Here is a 15,704-nt window from a genome sequence, read left to right on the forward strand (position 1 = left end):
CCGGTGCTGCCCGGAACCTGTATCCGGTCCGCCGCGGCGCCCGGTAGCCGATCGGCGGTCGGCGGTCGGCGGTCAGCGGTCGACGGCGCCGGCCCGAAGAGCCCAGGCAGGGCGACGCCGGCATCGGTCAGGTCCACGCCGCCGATGACCGGCCGGCCGACCGGAGACCCGACCGGATCATGAAGAGCGCAAGCCGTGAGCCGCAGCCCGGAGACCCGACCGGATCGCTGAGAGGGCAAGCCGCGACGTCGCCGCGGCCTTCGAGCCGTTGACCGGCCTACGACGGTGTACCGCCGGTCCTCAGCCGAAGCGGAGACCGTCGCTCAGTCCGACGGCTCGCTCGCCCCAGGCGCGGAGGTTCATGTCGAGGCTGTTCGCGACGTGCTGCGCCACGGCGTGCACGTCCCGCCAGTTCCGCTGGAGCGGCGAGTTCTCGTCCAGCGCGCTCGCTCCGGCACCCCTGAACAGGTCCTCGACCGCCTCCACGCACAGTCCGACCGAGAACGCGTTGTCCCGGCGACTGCGGGCGAGCGTCGCGGGGGCGGCCGCGCCCAGGGCGCGCACATCCGAGGTCACGCTTTCCGCCGCCCGCCGGATCAGAGTCTCGGCGGCCTCGATGCGCGCGGCCGCACCACCGAGCCGGACCAGGCCGATCGGGTCCGCCGCCCGGGGAGCGCCGGTGGCCGGACGCAGCCTGCTCTTCGTCCGCTCGATCCACGCGGCCATCGCGGCCCGCGCGATGCCGACCGCGGGCGCGGTGAGGAAGACCTGCCAGGTGCCGACGAGCGGAAGCCTGTACATCGGGCCGTCGTTGACCGCGGAGCCGGGCGCAGTGCCATTGAGCAGGTCCTGGAGCCGCAGCGTGCGATGGTGCGGCACGAAGACGTCCCGGGCCTCGACGCTGCAGCTGCCCGTGCCGGCCAGCCCGGCGGCGCGCCAGTCCTCGACGATCTCGATCTCGTCCTTCGGGATCAGTAGGAACCGCATGTCCGGCGGGCCGTCCTCCTGACGTACGGGGGCCAGCAGCGCCACCCAGTCCGCGTGGTGCACGCCGGTCGAGAACCGCCACCGGCCGTCTCGGATGTGCAGGCCGCCGTCGACGGCATCCGGCGGACATCCACCGCTGAAGCACGTGCTCAAGATCGCGTCTGGGTTCGATCCCCAGACCTCCTGCTGGGCTCGTTCACCGAACAACGCCACGAACCAGCCGTGAGCGATGATCAGGGAATAGGTCCAGCCGGTGGACCCGCAGCCCTGAGAGAGCAGGTTGATGACGTCGAAGACGTCGGCCAGGTCGAGCTCCGAGCCGCCGAAGCGCCGCGGCTGCGTGATCCGCATCAGGGCCGAATCGGCGAGGTCGGTGAACGTCTCGTCCGGTAGTCGGCGGAGTGCTTCGGTCTTGAGTGCGCGCTCGGCGATGACGGGAATGAGCGCCCGCGCGCGGGCAGTGGCCTCGGCGGGGGTCAGCGCCTCCGAACCGTGCGCCATGAAACTCACCTGCTTCCGGATTCCGATGTCTTATCTCGGCACTCCGCCGTGGGCGGCCTTTCCCCTAGCCGGGCTGGTGCGCCTCGTTGAACGCTTTCAGTGCGCTGGAGGTGAACCGCGCCGCCATCGAACCGCTCACCTTGCCCTTGTGAACCAGTGCGTCGAGCGATCCCCGGACACATGACGTGTAGTCCCGCACCGACATCGACTTATCGGTATAGCTGCATGGGATCTCCGGGAACGTGATCCGCTCGCCGGCCTGGACGTCGAAGAGTTTGTTGCGGACGCCCCCTGGCCAGAGGACCTCCAGCGTCCCGGTCCTCGACTTGCCCATTCCGAAGGTCTGGACCAGCGAGTTCTGGGACGCGTAGCTCGAACCGGCCACGACAGGATCGAGCTGCGTGGGAAGACCGGCGGGGGTGAAACCGACGACGGCGCCGACGCCGTCCCGGTTCGCCTTCGCCCCCGGAACCAGTCCCACGGCGCCGAGTGTGCGCACTGCGGCCGAGTTGTTCCCGTTACCGCCCTTGTTCATCTCGACGGCGAGTGTCCCGTCGGTGGTGTTGCCCGGGGCCGGCTTGTAGCTCATGACGCCGACCGACGTGTATTCCGCAAGGTATCGGCTGTCATCGAATGGCGAGCCGAAGTGCTGGTGGTCCTCGGTGAGCTTGCCGACCATCACTCCCTGGGCGGCGGTCACCAAGTCGGCGTGTCCATCGTTATCGAGATCGCCCGCCGCAACGCCGGTGATGATCCGCCTGCGGTCGTCGGCGCCGTCGTTGGCCAGGGCCGGATCGTAGGAGAACGATGGATAGAATCCCTTGATGAGTTTCTTCGGGCCGTTGTTCCGCAGCAGCGTTCCGGGGTTATCGGCGTCAGCACCGTTCATGCCGTCCATGCTCCCGGCATAGGCGATGTCGGTGGAGCCGTCATTATCGTAATCGAGGGCGGCGACGCCCCAGCCGAACGGCGTCGCATGCAGACCGCCCAGACTGGGGTCCGCGCCACTCTTGGCGGGATATTTGAAGGTCGAGCTCCGCGGGTCGGCGAAGGTCCCGTTCGGCCGCTGCAGTATCCAGCGGCTGGAGAGGTCGCCGAGGTTCTGCGGCAGACCGTACATGGGCAGCAGGAAGTCACCGAAGTTGGTGCCGAAGATGCTTATCTTGCCGTTGAAGTTGAAGTTCCCGAACGCGAAGCCCATCCAGGCGCCGGGAGAGCTCATGAGCCCGACTTGCCGCGTGACGTCCGTGAATCGACCGTGGCAGTCATTCTTGTACACCCGGATGAATCCTCGGTCGCCGCCGCCACCGTACTTCGTCATCGGAACCGCGCCCTGGTCGGTGCCCGCCACGATGTCAGTGCAGCCGTTCTGGAAGAGATCGACCGCTGCGATCGCCCAGGTCTGGCCCGGGAGCGGCGTCGTGGTGGCGAATCCCGAGCTCACGCTGACATCCCTGAACCGGGGAGCGTTACCGCCCATATTCTGCAGCAACTGGTTCGGCTGGTTGTAATCCGCCGTGTTCTTCATGATCGCTTTTGCGTTCTTCATGTCACTCGAGTTCGCTATCGCGATATCGAGCCGCCCGTTTCCGGAGAAGTCCCCCATCGTGCAGCTTATGTGACTGTGAACGCCCGCCTCGGCTCCGCTCGCCTGCGTGATGTCCTTGAAGTGGCCGTTTCCCTCGTTCAACAACAAGTGGTTGGGGCCATTTCGCCCGAGAACGTAGATGCTTTCGTACCCGGAGTTGTTGATGTCGCCCGCACAGGCACCGTTGGCGTTGAACCCCGGCAGCGCCAGCCCCGCCTGGGCCGCCACGTCGCGGAACTCGAGCTTTCCCGCCGTCCCCATCATGTTCTCGTAGAGGGAACTCGGCCGGCACGGCCCGTTGGAGACGAAGATGTCCTGGTAACCGTCGTTGTTGTAATCAAAGATCACAACACCTGGGATTCCCCGGTCGTGCATCGGCTCATCGGTGAAGTCGTTCATCGTGATGAACAACCTCTTCTTGTTGTTCACCCGCTTCTGGTGCTCGGGCCCGGTCACGCATCGGCGGTACGCGGCCAGCGTCGTTCCGGGAACCGCGATGTTCCGGAACGTGATCCCGGCGTTCACGGAGTCCGCCGGCTTCTTCTGGGCGGATCCGCACGCGCTGATGAGGACGACGAGCAGTGCGATGGTACCCAGCAGACAGGAATTCGTTCTCGTTTTCATTGGACATCCATTCGAGTGCCCCCTCGGCTGCCGGAGCCGAGGCGGGACTCCGACGAGCCGCGCCGAGATGAGTGGCCGGCGAAGGGGAGGTCGTACGTCAACGTGGTGGCCCGCCGGGCCGGCTACGACGATCTCGCCGGCCCGGTCAGGATCTCCGACGGCGGGACCGGTTCGGCGCTGCGGGACTTCAAGGCCGGGATGATCAGGGCGGGGATCACGCCCAGCAGGGTGATCGCCGCCAGCGCGTAGACGGCCGCGCCGAATCCGTTGAAGAACTGTCGCCCTGATCCGTAACCGCCGAAGCCGGAGAACATCGCCACGGCAAGGGCCACCCCGAAGCCCGCTCCCGTCTGTCGTATGGTGGTGCTCACTCCGGAGGCGATGGCGAACCGCCCGGGGTCCATCGACCTCATCACGGCGGTGGCGGTCGTGGGAAACGCGGCCGCGACTCCGATCCCCGCGACCAGCAACGGGACGATGAGCGTCACGTACGTCTGCCCTGACGTCACGAGTATCCCGATCGTGAAGAACGCCGCGGCGAACATGGCGAGAGCGGCGGTGACGATAGGTCGTTCGCCGAGCCGGTCGGCGAGCACACCGGCCACCGGCGCGACGAAGGGCGCCAGAGCGACCCAAGGGAGCAGGCGCAGCCCGACTCCGATGGAATTCGCACCGAGTACGAGTTCGAGGTACTGGGTGAATATGAAGGCATTGCCATAAAGGCCCGCGCCGAGCGCGAAGCTGGCGAGGCACCCCCCGGTGAAGCTCTTATTGCGGAACATCGCGAGCGGGATCATCGGGTGCGAACACCTTTGTTCCCAGCGTACGAATACGAAGAATCCGATGATGCCGGCGACCAGGCCTACGAGCATCGCCGGGTCGTACCACCTGACGCTTCCGACGCGGATGAGCGCCTGGAGCAGCAGAACGATGGCCGTCGTGGCGATGATGAGCCCGATGAGATCGAGCCGCCGTACATCGCCCTTGGTCTCCTCGATCGAGAAGAAGCTCAGCACGATCAGGGTCACGCCGATCGGAACGTTCACCCAGAATATCCACTGCCAGGGCAGGAAATAGAGTATGGCACCGCCGATCAGCGGCCCGACGGCGACGGCGATTCCCATGATCGCACCCCAGATGCCGAACGCCGTGCCCCGTTTGGCGGGTGGTGTGACCACCGTGACGATGGCCAGCCCGAGCGCCATCCCGGTGCCCCCGCCGATCCCCTGGAACGCGCGCGCGACGATCAACATCCCCATTCCGGATGCGGAACTCAGAGCACACCAGGCCGACCCCGCCGTGAAGACGGCGACGCCCGCGATGAAGACCGCGCGCCGGCCGTAGCGGTCGCCGAGCGCCGAGCTGGTCAGGAGGGCTCCGGCGAAGCCGATCTCATAGGCGTTGACCGTCCAGGCGAGGCCACTGGCGTTCGCCCGCAGCGTCTGGAGCAGGGTGGGCAGGGCCACCATGATCACCAGTACGTCCAAGCCGACCATGAAGGCGGTGACCGACGTGATGATGACCGTCTGTCGCTGCCGCCGCGACGACACGCCCGCGGGATCTTCGGCCGGTGATTCACTTGCTGTCACAATGCGCACGACAGGTTCCTCCATCCAACACTTTAGGTAGATATAGTATTTAGGCGCCATGAATCACAAGGCGCTCAACCGGGAAACCGAACATCCAATCCTGTCGCTCTCGCCCTGAATTCCCCGCTCAACTGCGGATTCCCGCAGTTGAGCACGCGAATCGTCGCCGGACGGCCGCTGAACAGTCGCGCACGTTGCACTGGAAGTTCGCCAACAATAGCTTTAGCAACTGGTGCGACGTGTCGAGGATCGAGCTCGCCGCGACCGTTCAGGAGGAACTGCGATGACAGGCGAAGCCGGCGCCGCGGGGAAACTTCCGCAGGCCGCTGACCGCGTGGCCCGGCAGTGGAGCAGAGACAACTTCGGGGCACGCATGTACGACTTCATCGTCATGCACAAGTGGCTCGCCGATCCCCTCGGCCGCATCATGTGGTACAACGAAATGGGCGATCTCTACGCGGATATCGCCAGGCTCGGTGACGTGCCCGCGGGATCGGAGATCCTCGACATCCCGTGCGGAGGAGGGGTGGCCCTTCGCGGGCTGACGCCCGGCCGGCAGGTGCGCTATGTCGCCGCGGACATATCGCCTTTCATGCTGGATCGAGCCAGGGCGGAGGCGGCGCGTCGGGGCCTGGCGGGGATCGATTTCGTGCACGCGAATGTGAACGAGATGCCGTTTGAGGACGCCACTTTCGACCTGTGCCTTACCTACAACGGCCTGCATTGCTTTCCAGACCCTGAGCTCGCCGTCGCAGAGATGGTCCGTGTCCTGCGTCCCGGCGGACGGATACGCGGAACCGCGGTGGTCGCCGGCGCCGGCCGTGTTCCTGCCGCATGCATCGCGATCTTCAAGCATGCCGATCAGTTCGCCACCGTCGGGAAGGCCGAAGACATCGAGCGGTGGCTCGCCCGGGCGGGAATCGCCGATCCTCAGGTCAGGCAGCGTGGCGCCTACGCCTATTTCCACGGCAGGAGACCAGGCGACGTGAGAGTGGCTTCGCGAGCAGATGGAGGAAGCGATGTCTGAGTCCCTGGGGGACGAGTACGACCCGATGGGAACGCATCTCGACGATCCGTTCGACTTCTACAGACGCGCCCAACGCGAGATGCCGGTCTTCTTCTCGTCCAAGCTGGGTGTCTGGGTGGTGACCCGGATGGCGGATGTGAAGAAGGTCATGCGTGACGGACGGACTTTCTCGTCCGTCAACAACCTGCGGCCGCTGGAACCGCTCAGCATGGAAGTGCTTCCCATCATGTTCAGCGGTTACCCCCTCGTACCCGTCTTCCTCGTGATGGACGGCGAGGAGCACTTGGAGCACCGGCGGCCGTGGGCCGCCGGATTCACGGCCGAGCGGGTGGAAGCGGTCAGGCCGTACATCACACAGCGGGCCACGGCGCTGGCCGACGAACTGACCGCGGGCGAGAGTACGGCCGAGCTCATGGCCGCCTACGCCAACCCGCTGGCCAATTCCGTCATCGCCCACGTGATGGGGATCGCGCCGGAGGACCACGCCGCACTGGGCGACGACACCAGGAACGCCGTGAAGATCGCCATCGGTTATGTCGCCCCCTCCGAGGAAGAGCAGGCCGAGGCCGCACAGTCGTGGGTGCACTCCCAGCAACTGATCGGCAGCTACGTGGACGCGCGCAGGGCAGAGCCGCGTGACGACCTGATCAGCGAAGCGATCGCGGCCTACGCGCCCGACGGCGAGCTCTCCGAGGACGCGGAGGCCGAACTGGTGGGCTCGGCCTGGGGCGTCACGCTGGCCGGCCAGATCACCACGTCCGCCGTGATCGGCGCCGGGGTCCTCCGGCTGCTCGAGCACCCGGAGCAGTGGCGATTGCTGTGCGAGCGGCCGGACATGATCCCGCACGCCGTCGAGGAGATCCTTCGTTTCTGCGCCCCCGGCCATCTCTTCCTGCGGCAGACCACGAGGGATACGGTGCTGGCCGGGCAGGAACTGCCCGAAGGCACCGAGGTCGCAGTCTGCCCGGCCGCGGCCAACAGAGATGAGGCGGTCTTCGACCGGCCCGGCGAGTTCGATATAACCCGCGATTCGTCAACCGGCCATTTGGCGTTCGGGCATGGGCCGCATTACTGCATCGGATTCAGGCTTGCTCGCGTCGAACTGGAGATCTCGCTGCGCGTTCTCACCGAGCGCCTCCCGAAACTTCGCCTCGTTCCGGGCCGGCCGGCGACCTGGCGTCCGTCGCTCATCCAGAAGGGTCCGGCCACCGTGCCCGTCGCCTGGTAGGCGGAGTCACGCTCCGAACCGCACGGCGCCGCGAAGACCGGTCGACCCGCCCGAGGCGCCGAACACACCTACCATGATCACCGGCAGCGACGATCACGGTAGGTGTGTTCTGCCGCCACCGTGGCCGGCCCGATGGCTCAGTCCCCGTCGAACGCCCGCTGGAGCGCGGCGACGTCCATCTTGCCGCGCGTGCCCATCATCACCTTCGCGGCCCGGGCCGCCTTCTCTCGGTCCGGCGCGTTGAGCATGTCCGGAAGCACGGCCGGGAAGACCTGCCAGGACACGCCGTACTTGTCCTTGAGCCAGCCGCCCGGGCCTTCTTCGCCGCCCGCCGCCAGCGCGTCGTAGTAGTAGTCCAGCTCGGCCTGGTCCGCGCACGGGACCTGGAAGGAGATCGCCCCGGTGAAGGTGAACGCCGGACCGCCGTTGAGCGCGATGAAATCCATGCCGTTCAGGGTGAACTCCACGCTCGCGACCGATCCCTCGGGACCTGGCCCGGTCGCGGTGAACCGGTTGATCCGGCCGATCGATGAGTCCTTGAAGACGCTGGTGTAGAACTCGGCCGCCTCTTCACCGTTACCGTTGAACCACAGGCAGGTGATCAGGTTGGGATTGGGCATGGGTCATCCTCCTCGGCTGGTGCCTTCTCACGCTGCACGTTGTTGCGCCCACCGCAGCCTAGTCAACTCTTCTGTCAGGGCAAGGCGTAATCGTTACCTTTTCTATTGCTACGTCAGCCCTTGAAGGGCGTGCTCGGCCCCCGGGCCCGCCGCACGTCGCCGGCACGGCGGGCCCGGGGTTCGTCGCGGGACGGAGGCTCAGGCCTTGACCGCCACCACTTCCAGGTACTCGGCGCGGGCGACGAGGGTGCCGTCCGTGGCCCGGTTGACGCGCTCGTACTCGGCGGCCGCCGCCTCGGCCAGCTTCTGCTGGGACTCCGGAGGCAGGACCTTGGTCGCCATGTGCCAGGGCGCGAGGTGGCCGGCCATGAGCTCGACCTGCGCCCCGGCGGACGGCGCGCACATCTCGTCCACGCGTACGGTCGCGCTGAGCGAGGTCACCCGGTCGCCGAAGAGCTCACGGCAGTGCTGCTCGCTGCCCCACGCCACCGGCGGCTTGCGCGGCGGGCCGGCCTGGGCGGGCGGGGGCATGACCGAGGCCATGGCCCGCTGGAGCCTCGCCACCACCCCGTCCGGCGTCCAGTTCGCCATGGCGATCCGCCCGCCGGGACGGCAGACCCGGAGCAACTCGCCCGCCGTTCGCCGCTGGTCCGGCGCGTACATGGCCCCGAAGCTCGACAGCACCACGTCGAACGTGCCGTCCTCGAACGGCAGGTCCTGCGCGTCGGCGACCTCCACCTCCAGTTGCAGGCCCTCGGCCGCCGCCCGCCGCACGGCGGTCTCCAGCGCGGCGGGCACGATGTCGGTGGCCGTCACCCGCGCTCCGCGCCTGGCCGCGGCCAGGGCGCTGTTCCCCGAGCCGGCGGCCACGTCCAGGACCCGGTGTCCGCTGTGCACGTCCGCGGCCCGGGCCAGCAGCTCGCTCACCAGGACGTCCTGCACGGCGATGGGGTGGTAGTCGACCGCCGCCCACATCTGGCGCGTCCGCTCGGCCATGGTCTGCGCTGGCGTTGTCATCCTGGCTCCTCATTCAATGGTCGGTGGATTGCACGGAATCGTCATTCGAGAGTGATGTCGTCGGGTTTCAGGGCGAGGCGATCCGCTGCGGCTCATCGGACGGCTCGGTGAGCAGGCTCTGCATGACGTAGGGCGCCGCCTCGATCTGGAAATCCATCGTCGGATGGTGTTCCTTGACCAGTCCCTCGAGGCTGAGCAGGCAGAGCATCGGGAAGATGAACTCCGCCTCAGCGAAAAGCCCGCAGCGGCGCTGGAGGTCGAACAGCTCCACGCAGAAAAGCGACAGGTTGAAGTCCTGGACGCGGGAGCCGGTGTTCCGCTCGACCAGATCGGCGATCCCGGTGCGGAATTGCTTGGTCGCGGCCGGCGACGTGGTCCCTCGCGCGGTCGCGTACAGGATGTCGGCGCAGGCCTCGCCCTCTCCTTGGATCATGCCGCCGAAGAACGCGGTGAAGCTCCGTGAGGCCTCGCGGCTCAGTTCGTACGTGAAGCCGGCGTCCAACAGCACGACCGTCCCGTCGGGCTGGAAGTAGGTGTTGCCCTGGTGCAGGTCCACGTGGACGAATCCGGCGCCGAACAGGAGGTGGTAGACGGCCCGGACAAGGACGGCGACCTCCGCCTCGCGAACGGGCGCCGGCAGCCTCTCGATCGACGCGTGCGTCAGCCCGTCGACGAACTCCATGGCGATGACGCCGTCTCCGCAGAGTTCGGGGACGACCGCGGGAACGTGCACTCCGGGCACCGCGGTGAGGTGCTCTTTCATCTGCCGGAGGCTGTCGGCCTCGGCGGCGAAGTCGAGTTGCCCGATCAGGCAGCGCCCGATCTGGTCGGTGATCTCGACGATCGGCACCCGGCGGAAGGCGGGCGTCCTGGTGACCGCCTTGCCCAGCCACCTGATGATGGCGAGATCCGCGGCGATGGTCGCGCCGACACCGGGGCGGCGGACCTTCAGCGCGACCGTCCGGTCATTGAGGCTCACCCGGTAGACCGACGCGATCGAGCCGCTGGCCACCGGCGGGCGGGCCAGCGCGTCGACGAGGTCGTCGGACAGCGGGCCGAGGGCGCGCCGTACGGTGCCGATCGCCTCCACCGCCGTCATCGGCGTCACATGGTCGTGGAGCCGGTTGAGCTCGCCGGCCACGGCCGGGCCCACCAGGTCCACGCGCGTCGCCACGACCTGACCCGCCTTGATGAACGCGCCTCCCAGTTCTTCGATCATGCGGACCAGCTCGGTCGTCAGGCGTCCGGCGCGCCGGGAACGCCTCGTCGTGATCACGATGACGGCCATGCGCCCGCCGGTCAGCAGGCACAGCCCGCAGAGCCGGGCCAGCCTCCGGCCGATCGCGGCCCACGTCACCTGGCCGGTCATGTTCGAATTCCCTCCCTGGTGCCGCTCGCCTATTCACCGCAGCCTCATGCAGCGATCGCCGGAATGCTGTCCTGAATGACAGGCCGGGCGTACAGTTAAACATCGCCAATGGCCGCTCATCAATCTCCGGTAAAGCGCATTCAGGAGGAGAAATGCTTCCGTGGTCAGCGGACTTGTCCGGCCGCCTCGATGAGCACCTATTCGAAAGTGAGATGCTTCGCGATAATCCGTTGGGTGATCCCCGGGAACGCCCGCTGTGGGTCTATGTGCCGCCCTGCTACGAGGATACGCCGGACCGCCGCTACCCGACGGTCTACGTGATACACGGGTATCTGGGACATATTGGGATGTGGCGTAACCGCGGACCGTTTCGCAAGACGTTCATCGAGGCGGTGGACGAGCTCTTCGCCGAAGGGTCCGCACCGCCGGCCATCGTGGTGTACGTCGACGCCTGGACCGGTTACGGGGGCAGCCAGTACGTGGACTCGCCGGGCACGGGCCGGTACCACTCTTACCTGTGCGACGAGATCGTGCCCTGGGTCGATCGGCATTACCGGACCCTGGCTCATCGCGATCATCGCGGCATCGCCGGAAAGTCGAGCGGCGGCTACGGGGCGATGATCACCCCGATGCTGCGTCCCGATCTCTTCGGCGGCCTCGCCACCCACGCCGGGGACGCCCTGTTCGAATACACCTGCGTGGCGAAGTTCCTCGGCTGCATCCGCTTCTTGCGCTCCTACGACGGCGATATCCAGCGCTGGTGGAAAGAATTCCGGGAGCGCGGTGTGCCGGCGAAGGCGGCGGACCGCTCCCTGCTCATCCTGTACGGTGTGTCCGCTTGTTTCTCCGCGCGGAAGGACGGCACGCCCGAGATTCCTTTCGACGGGCAGAGCGGCATGCTGCTCCCGGACATCTGGCAGCGTTGGCTGGACCTCGATCCCGTCCGCATGGTCGCCGGGCACGCCGACGCGATGCGATCGATGCGCGGCATCTGGGTGGACAGCGGCGCAGGGGACGAGCATCATCTCGACCTCGGCGCGCAGGCGTTCCACCAGGCCCTCGTCAGGGCGGGGGTGCCCGACGAGACCGTGCACTTCGAGCTCTTCCCCGGCGGGCACGGCGACCTCGATCAGCGCCACCTGCTGTCACTCGCCTGGCTGGCCCGCCGCCTCGCACCGACCCGGTGAACGGTCGGCCTCACGTCACGCCGACCGAGCACACCGCTCGATCGCGAGATTTCCGAGGTTGAACGGGCCGGCCCGGCCTTGCCGCATGCCTCGAGCCGCATGCCTCAAGCCGCGTGCCGCACGCCGCACGCCGCAGGCCACGGGCCGCCCGGCCTGCCGCGCGGCTCAGGCCGCCCGGCCGCCCAGGGCCTCCTCGATCGTCCGGCCGAGGGCGACCGGTCCGGCGTCGAACTCTCCCTCGGGGATCTCCACGGGCTCGGTGGTGCGCTGCAGTTCGGTGCAGTGCCCGGTCTGCGGCCGGGAGACCCGGATGCGCAGGGGCAGGTCCCCGGTGTCCGGGTCGCCCAGTTCGAGCACCTCCCAGCGCCGGACCGGCATGCCGAGGCGCTCGACGGCCCGCGCCACGACCAGGCGGGTGGACCGGTCGATCGCCTCGGTGACGGTCAGCCCCGGGGTGGAGGCCGGTCCAGGGTAGGTGCGGGCCTCCGCGTCGGCCCACCGGCTCCACGAGATGTCCGCCGTGCGGCCTTCCTCGCTGGGGCCCAGGCCCGGGTAACGCCAGGCCATGAGATCCAGGTAGCCGATGTCGGTGAGCGGCAGGCAGCCGAGGACATGGCGCTCCACCAGGTGGATCGGGGTCTTCATGGTGGGCACGTACGTCACGACGTCGCAGCTGCCCGCCGCCGAGTCCTCGTTGATGCGCACGTGGGTGCCGGCGAGATTCGCCGGATGTGAGACGAGCAGCACCGTCACGGCGGTGTGCTCGCCGAACCGGCGGCCGATCAGGTAGCGCATGCCCCGCTGCCCGATCGTGGCCTCCACGGCGAACGCGTACGACACGCTCGTGCCGACACTGAGGTTCGCGCGGGCCCGCCCGCGTCCGTACGCTTCCGTCACCGGGTACCTCCCTTGTGCGCTGCTCCTTCTAGGCCATCAGGCCGAGCAGGCGCGAGCAGCGGACGATCGCGTCCTCGTCCCCGTCGATGACGAGGTGGTTGGTCAGCGTGGCTTCCAGTGGGTTCAGCAAGCCGGCGCCGATCTTGACGAAGGTGAGCGAATCCGTAGTGAGCGTGAGCGCGTGCTCGGTGGTGGCCTTCCCCTGGGCGACCGTCACCTGGCCGTCGAGCACGCTCACGTGGAAGACCTCGTCGTCGATGCGGAACTCGTACTGCTCGTCAGGTCCTGCCGCGCTCGGGTCGATCATCGCCTCGATGGCGAGCGCCGCCCACCGGGGGCGCACGATGTCGCCGGGGGCGGGCTGCTCGAGCGTGCCCAGCCCCCAGCGGGCCAGGGCGAGCACCGCCTCGCGCAGACCCTCTCCCTGCTCGGTCAGCTCGTAGTCGCGGAGCTTCGAGCCCTCACGGGCCCGCTGGCGGATGATCCCGCACTCGGTGAGGAACTTCAGCCGGTCGGCCAGCAGGTTGGTGCCGATGCCCGGCAGGTTGGCCAGCAGCACGTTGTACCGGCAGGGCCCGGCCAGGAGCTCCCGGATGATCAGGAGCGTCCAGCGCTCGCCGATGAGGTCGAGACTGGCGGCGAGGCCACAGTACTGGCCGTAGTTGCGGCGTTGGTGCTTCACGACCGTGACCTCCGGTGGAATCGCTTGATAATGATATTCCACCCGCGATCCTTTCAGCCGCGCCGCGACCGCCGGCGCACCGGGACCTGACGACCACCGAGGCGGGAGAGCCGGCCGGTCACGTGTACCAGGAGGGCTGCGGCGGTTCGCCCAGCAGTGTGTAACGTCCGACCTCCCGGGCCTTGTACGCCACCGGGTCGTGCAGGCTGTGGGTCCTCAGGTTCCGCCAGAACCGGTCGAATCCGTACCTCGCGGCCGTCGAACGGGCCCCCATCACCTCGAAGATGCGGGAGCACACGTCGAGCCCGTCCCGGACGATCCGATGCTTGGCCGCGGAGATCCGGACCGCCACCTCGCCCCGCTGCGGGAACGTGACGGCCTCCCGCTGCCCGTGCAGCAGCTGGGCGAGTTCGTCGTTGACCCGGTCGATCAGCGCCTCGGCCGCCCACAGCTTGGCGCGGAAGTCACCGTACGCCTCGAGGATGTACCACTCGTCGGTCGCCGCTTCCTTGTCATCGCCGCCGTACGGCCAGGGCCGCGTCCTGGTCCGGGTGTACTCCGCGGCCGATTCCATCGCCCCTTCCGCGATGCCGAGGTACATGTTCGTCATGACGAGCTGGAGCGTGAGAAGCGACAGCGAGCCGTAGACCATGGGAGTCGCCTTCTTGCCGCCGCGACCGATGGCCGCGCTCCACGGCACGACCAGATCCGTGGCGGTTATGCTGCCCGACTCCGTCAGGCGCTGGCCCATGTTGTCCCAGTCATGGTTGTAGGACAGGCCCGGTGACTTCGTGTCCACGATGACGAAGAGACTCCCGCCGGTCTCCAGCGCGGCGGTCAGGCAGGTCAGGTCGGAGACCAGGCTTCCCGAGGCGAATGACTTGCCGCCGTTCAGCCGAAGAGTGTCCCCCTCGTCGGTCGCCACGATGTCCTTGTCCCGCGGATTGATGGCGCCGCTGTAGAAGTAACGGTTGAGCGTATAACGCTCTTCTTCCCGGGCGATCTCCTCGTCGGTGCCGAAGAATCGCGTCGCCCAGGCCCACAGGTAGTGGTACCCGAGCAACTGGCCCACCGAGCCGTCCGCCTTGGAGATCTCCCGGCACACCCGCAGCGCCGTCGGCCAGGTCTCCCCTCCACCACCGTGCGCCTCCGGCCCCAGCAAGGTCACCAGCCCGCTGTCCTTCAGCAGCTCGATCTCCCGGTACGGGGGTTTTCCCTCGCCGTCCCGCTGTGCCGCGTCGACGGCGAGGATCTTGGCTACCTGACGCCCGCGATCGACCCACTCACCGGCGGTGGAGGGAGTACCCGCCAGTTCGGCGGCGATCGACTGGTCCGAGGTCGTGGTCATTATCCGCGTCCTTTTCCGGCCGTCTTACTTTCGAAAAATATAGTAAGTGCAAATCAGCTTAGGGCGCGCTCATAATGGCGTCAAGAAAGTGCGGACCGCCATGATGCGTCGCCGTGAGTTCTTGAAAAGGGAAGACGATGTCTCCTGTGACGACGGGCCGAGAACCGGCCGACCAGCCACTGCCGATCATCACCGAGGAGTCGTGGGCGAAGGTCCGTGCCGCTCTGGACGCGACGGCCGACCGGTTCGCGGCGTTGGTGGCGTCGCTGCCGGACGGGTGGGCGAAGGCGACCCGGGACTGGTCCGTGACCGACGTGGCCGCGCACGTGGCCACGATCGCCGGGCTGTACGTCTCGCTGACGGCGCTCGACGCCGGCCGCGGTCCTGACGCGAGACTGCCCGCCCGCGCGGCGAACGCCACCCTGGACACCGTCGGGGCGATGAACGAGGCCTGGCTGCGGGAACTCACCGAACGCGATCCGGAGAGACTCGCCGCGTCGCTGCGGGCGAACGTCGGCGCCGTGCTCTCGGCCACCGCCGGAACCGCTCCGCATACGCCGGTGCCGTGGCTGGGAGGCTCCCGCGTGCCCGTCGCCGGGCTGCTCGCTCACCTGCTCAACGAGCTGCTCATCCACGGGCGTGACATCGCCCGCGCGACGCGGCTTCCCTGGCCGATCCCACCGGAGGACGCCGCGTGGTTCTTCGAATTCTTCTTCATCGGGCTCACGACCTACGGCGCCGGTCACGTCCTGGACGCCGGCGCGACCGGCCGGCCGGTGCGCACCGGCCGGCTGGTCGCGGAGTTCCGCTCCCGCTACACGACGCCGGTGACCATCGTCGTGCATGATGGCCGTGTCCTGGCCGAACGGCCCGGGCGCAAGCCTGACGTACGCGTCTCGTACGACCCGGCGGTGCTCGCCCTGATGCTGTTCCGCCGCGTCGGCAGACCGCGGGCGGTGCTCACGGGCAAGGTCGTCATCAGCGGGCCCCGCCCCTGGCGGCTGCGCCATTTCTTCCGCACCATCCGCATACCGTGAGGG

The 15,704-nt window shown here is 67.9% G+C and carries 13 protein-coding genes; 4 read left to right on the top strand and 9 right to left on the bottom strand.

Annotated features, from left to right (window positions below; all coding sequences use genetic code 11):
* Nucleotides 1–300: 300 nt before the first annotated feature.
* The 3 genes from NE234_RS32250 to NE234_RS32260 form a co-directional block, all read right to left on the bottom strand.
* Nucleotides 301–1,488 carry an acyl-CoA dehydrogenase family protein gene (locus NE234_RS32250; RefSeq protein WP_252784651.1) on the bottom strand — a complete coding sequence of 396 codons (1,188 nt, stop codon included), beginning with the start codon at nucleotides 1,486–1,488 and terminating at the stop codon, nucleotides 301–303.
* A gap of 64 nt (nucleotides 1,489–1,552) precedes the next feature.
* A complete protein-coding gene (locus tag NE234_RS32255; RefSeq protein WP_252784652.1) occupies nucleotides 1,553–3,700 on the bottom strand; it encodes a CRTAC1 family protein in 2,148 nt (715 codons plus the stop codon).
* Between the two features lie 122 nt (nucleotides 3,701–3,822).
* Nucleotides 3,823–5,298 carry a DHA2 family efflux MFS transporter permease subunit gene (locus tag NE234_RS32260; protein ID WP_252784653.1) on the bottom strand — a complete coding sequence of 492 codons (1,476 nt, stop codon included), beginning with the start codon at nucleotides 5,296–5,298 and terminating at the stop codon, nucleotides 3,823–3,825.
* A gap of 274 nt (nucleotides 5,299–5,572) precedes the next feature.
* On the opposite strand from NE234_RS32260, the gene NE234_RS32265 reads away from it, so the two are divergent.
* Nucleotides 5,573–6,316, top strand: a complete 744-nt coding sequence (locus tag NE234_RS32265) for a class I SAM-dependent methyltransferase (RefSeq protein ID WP_252784654.1) — start codon at nucleotides 5,573–5,575, stop codon at nucleotides 6,314–6,316.
* A complete protein-coding gene (locus NE234_RS32270; protein ID WP_252784655.1) occupies nucleotides 6,297–7,544 on the top strand; it encodes a cytochrome P450 in 1,248 nt (415 codons plus the stop codon). The genes NE234_RS32265 and NE234_RS32270 overlap by 20 nt, the downstream gene beginning before the upstream one ends.
* 137 nt (nucleotides 7,545–7,681) lie before the next feature.
* Here the strand turns inward: NE234_RS32270 and NE234_RS32275 are convergent, their stop codons facing one another.
* The 3 genes from NE234_RS32275 to NE234_RS32285 all read right to left on the bottom strand — a co-directional run bounded on the left by NE234_RS32275 (nucleotide 7,682) and on the right by NE234_RS32285 (nucleotide 10,550).
* Nucleotides 7,682–8,164, bottom strand: a complete 483-nt coding sequence (locus NE234_RS32275; protein ID WP_252784656.1) for a VOC family protein — start codon at nucleotides 8,162–8,164, stop codon at nucleotides 7,682–7,684.
* Nucleotides 8,165–8,362: 198 nt separating this feature from the next.
* Nucleotides 8,363–9,181, bottom strand: a complete 819-nt coding sequence (locus NE234_RS32280; RefSeq protein WP_252784657.1) for a class I SAM-dependent methyltransferase — start codon at nucleotides 9,179–9,181, stop codon at nucleotides 8,363–8,365.
* 67 nt (nucleotides 9,182–9,248) lie between these two features.
* A complete protein-coding gene (locus NE234_RS32285; RefSeq protein ID WP_252784658.1) occupies nucleotides 9,249–10,550 on the bottom strand; it encodes an ABC1 kinase family protein in 1,302 nt (433 codons plus the stop codon).
* Nucleotides 10,551–10,702: 152 nt separating this feature from the next.
* Here NE234_RS32285 and NE234_RS32290 point away from each other — a divergent pair, with 152 nt between their 5' ends.
* A complete protein-coding gene (locus NE234_RS32290) occupies nucleotides 10,703–11,737 on the top strand; it encodes an alpha/beta hydrolase (protein WP_252784659.1) in 1,035 nt (344 codons plus the stop codon).
* Between the two features lie 165 nt (nucleotides 11,738–11,902).
* On the opposite strand, the gene NE234_RS32295 is transcribed toward NE234_RS32290, so the two are convergent.
* The 3 genes from NE234_RS32295 to NE234_RS32305 form a co-directional block, all read right to left on the bottom strand.
* Nucleotides 11,903–12,634 carry a hypothetical protein gene (locus NE234_RS32295; protein ID WP_252784660.1) on the bottom strand — a complete coding sequence of 244 codons (732 nt, stop codon included), beginning with the start codon at nucleotides 12,632–12,634 and terminating at the stop codon, nucleotides 11,903–11,905.
* Between the two features lie 28 nt (nucleotides 12,635–12,662).
* A complete protein-coding gene (locus NE234_RS32300) occupies nucleotides 12,663–13,316 on the bottom strand; it encodes a winged helix-turn-helix transcriptional regulator (protein WP_252784661.1) in 654 nt (217 codons plus the stop codon).
* A gap of 118 nt (nucleotides 13,317–13,434) precedes the next feature.
* Entirely contained in the window at nucleotides 13,435–14,664 is a 1,230-nt protein-coding gene (locus NE234_RS32305; protein ID WP_252784662.1) for an acyl-CoA dehydrogenase family protein, read from the bottom strand.
* Nucleotides 14,665–14,810: 146 nt separating this feature from the next.
* On the opposite strand from NE234_RS32305, the gene NE234_RS32310 reads away from it, so the two are divergent.
* Nucleotides 14,811–15,701: a maleylpyruvate isomerase family mycothiol-dependent enzyme gene (locus tag NE234_RS32310; RefSeq protein WP_252784663.1), complete on the top strand. Its 891-nt coding sequence runs from the start codon at nucleotides 14,811–14,813 to the stop codon at nucleotides 15,699–15,701.
* The last annotated feature ends 3 nt before the right edge of the window (nucleotides 15,702–15,704 follow it).

The sequence above is a fragment of the Actinoallomurus rhizosphaericola genome, assembly GCF_024055675.1.
GTDB classification, from domain to species: Bacteria; Actinomycetota; Actinomycetes; order Streptosporangiales; family Streptosporangiaceae; genus Actinoallomurus; species Actinoallomurus soli.

What these genes read in the sequence shown, in the direction of transcription:
- NE234_RS32250 (WP_252784651.1), bottom strand. Translation starts at nt 1,488, where the DNA reads ATGGCGCACGGTTCGGAGGCGCTGACCCCCGCCGAGGCCACTGCCCGC.
- NE234_RS32255 (WP_252784652.1), bottom strand. Translation starts at nt 3,700, where the DNA reads ATGAAAACGAGAACGAATTCCTGTCTGCTGGGTACCATCGCACTGCTC.
- NE234_RS32265 (WP_252784654.1), top strand. Translation starts at nt 5,573, where the DNA reads ATGACAGGCGAAGCCGGCGCCGCGGGGAAACTTCCGCAGGCCGCTGAC.
- NE234_RS32270 (WP_252784655.1), top strand. Translation starts at nt 6,297, where the DNA reads ATGGAGGAAGCGATGTCTGAGTCCCTGGGGGACGAGTACGACCCGATG.
- NE234_RS32275 (WP_252784656.1), bottom strand. Translation starts at nt 8,164, where the DNA reads ATGCCCAATCCCAACCTGATCACCTGCCTGTGGTTCAACGGTAACGGT.
- NE234_RS32280 (WP_252784657.1), bottom strand. Translation starts at nt 9,181, where the DNA reads ATGACAACGCCAGCGCAGACCATGGCCGAGCGGACGCGCCAGATGTGG.
- NE234_RS32285 (WP_252784658.1), bottom strand. Translation starts at nt 10,550, where the DNA reads ATGACCGGCCAGGTGACGTGGGCCGCGATCGGCCGGAGGCTGGCCCGG.
- NE234_RS32290 (WP_252784659.1), top strand. Translation starts at nt 10,703, where the DNA reads ATGCTTCCGTGGTCAGCGGACTTGTCCGGCCGCCTCGATGAGCACCTA.
- NE234_RS32305 (WP_252784662.1), bottom strand. Translation starts at nt 14,664, where the DNA reads ATGACCACGACCTCGGACCAGTCGATCGCCGCCGAACTGGCGGGTACT.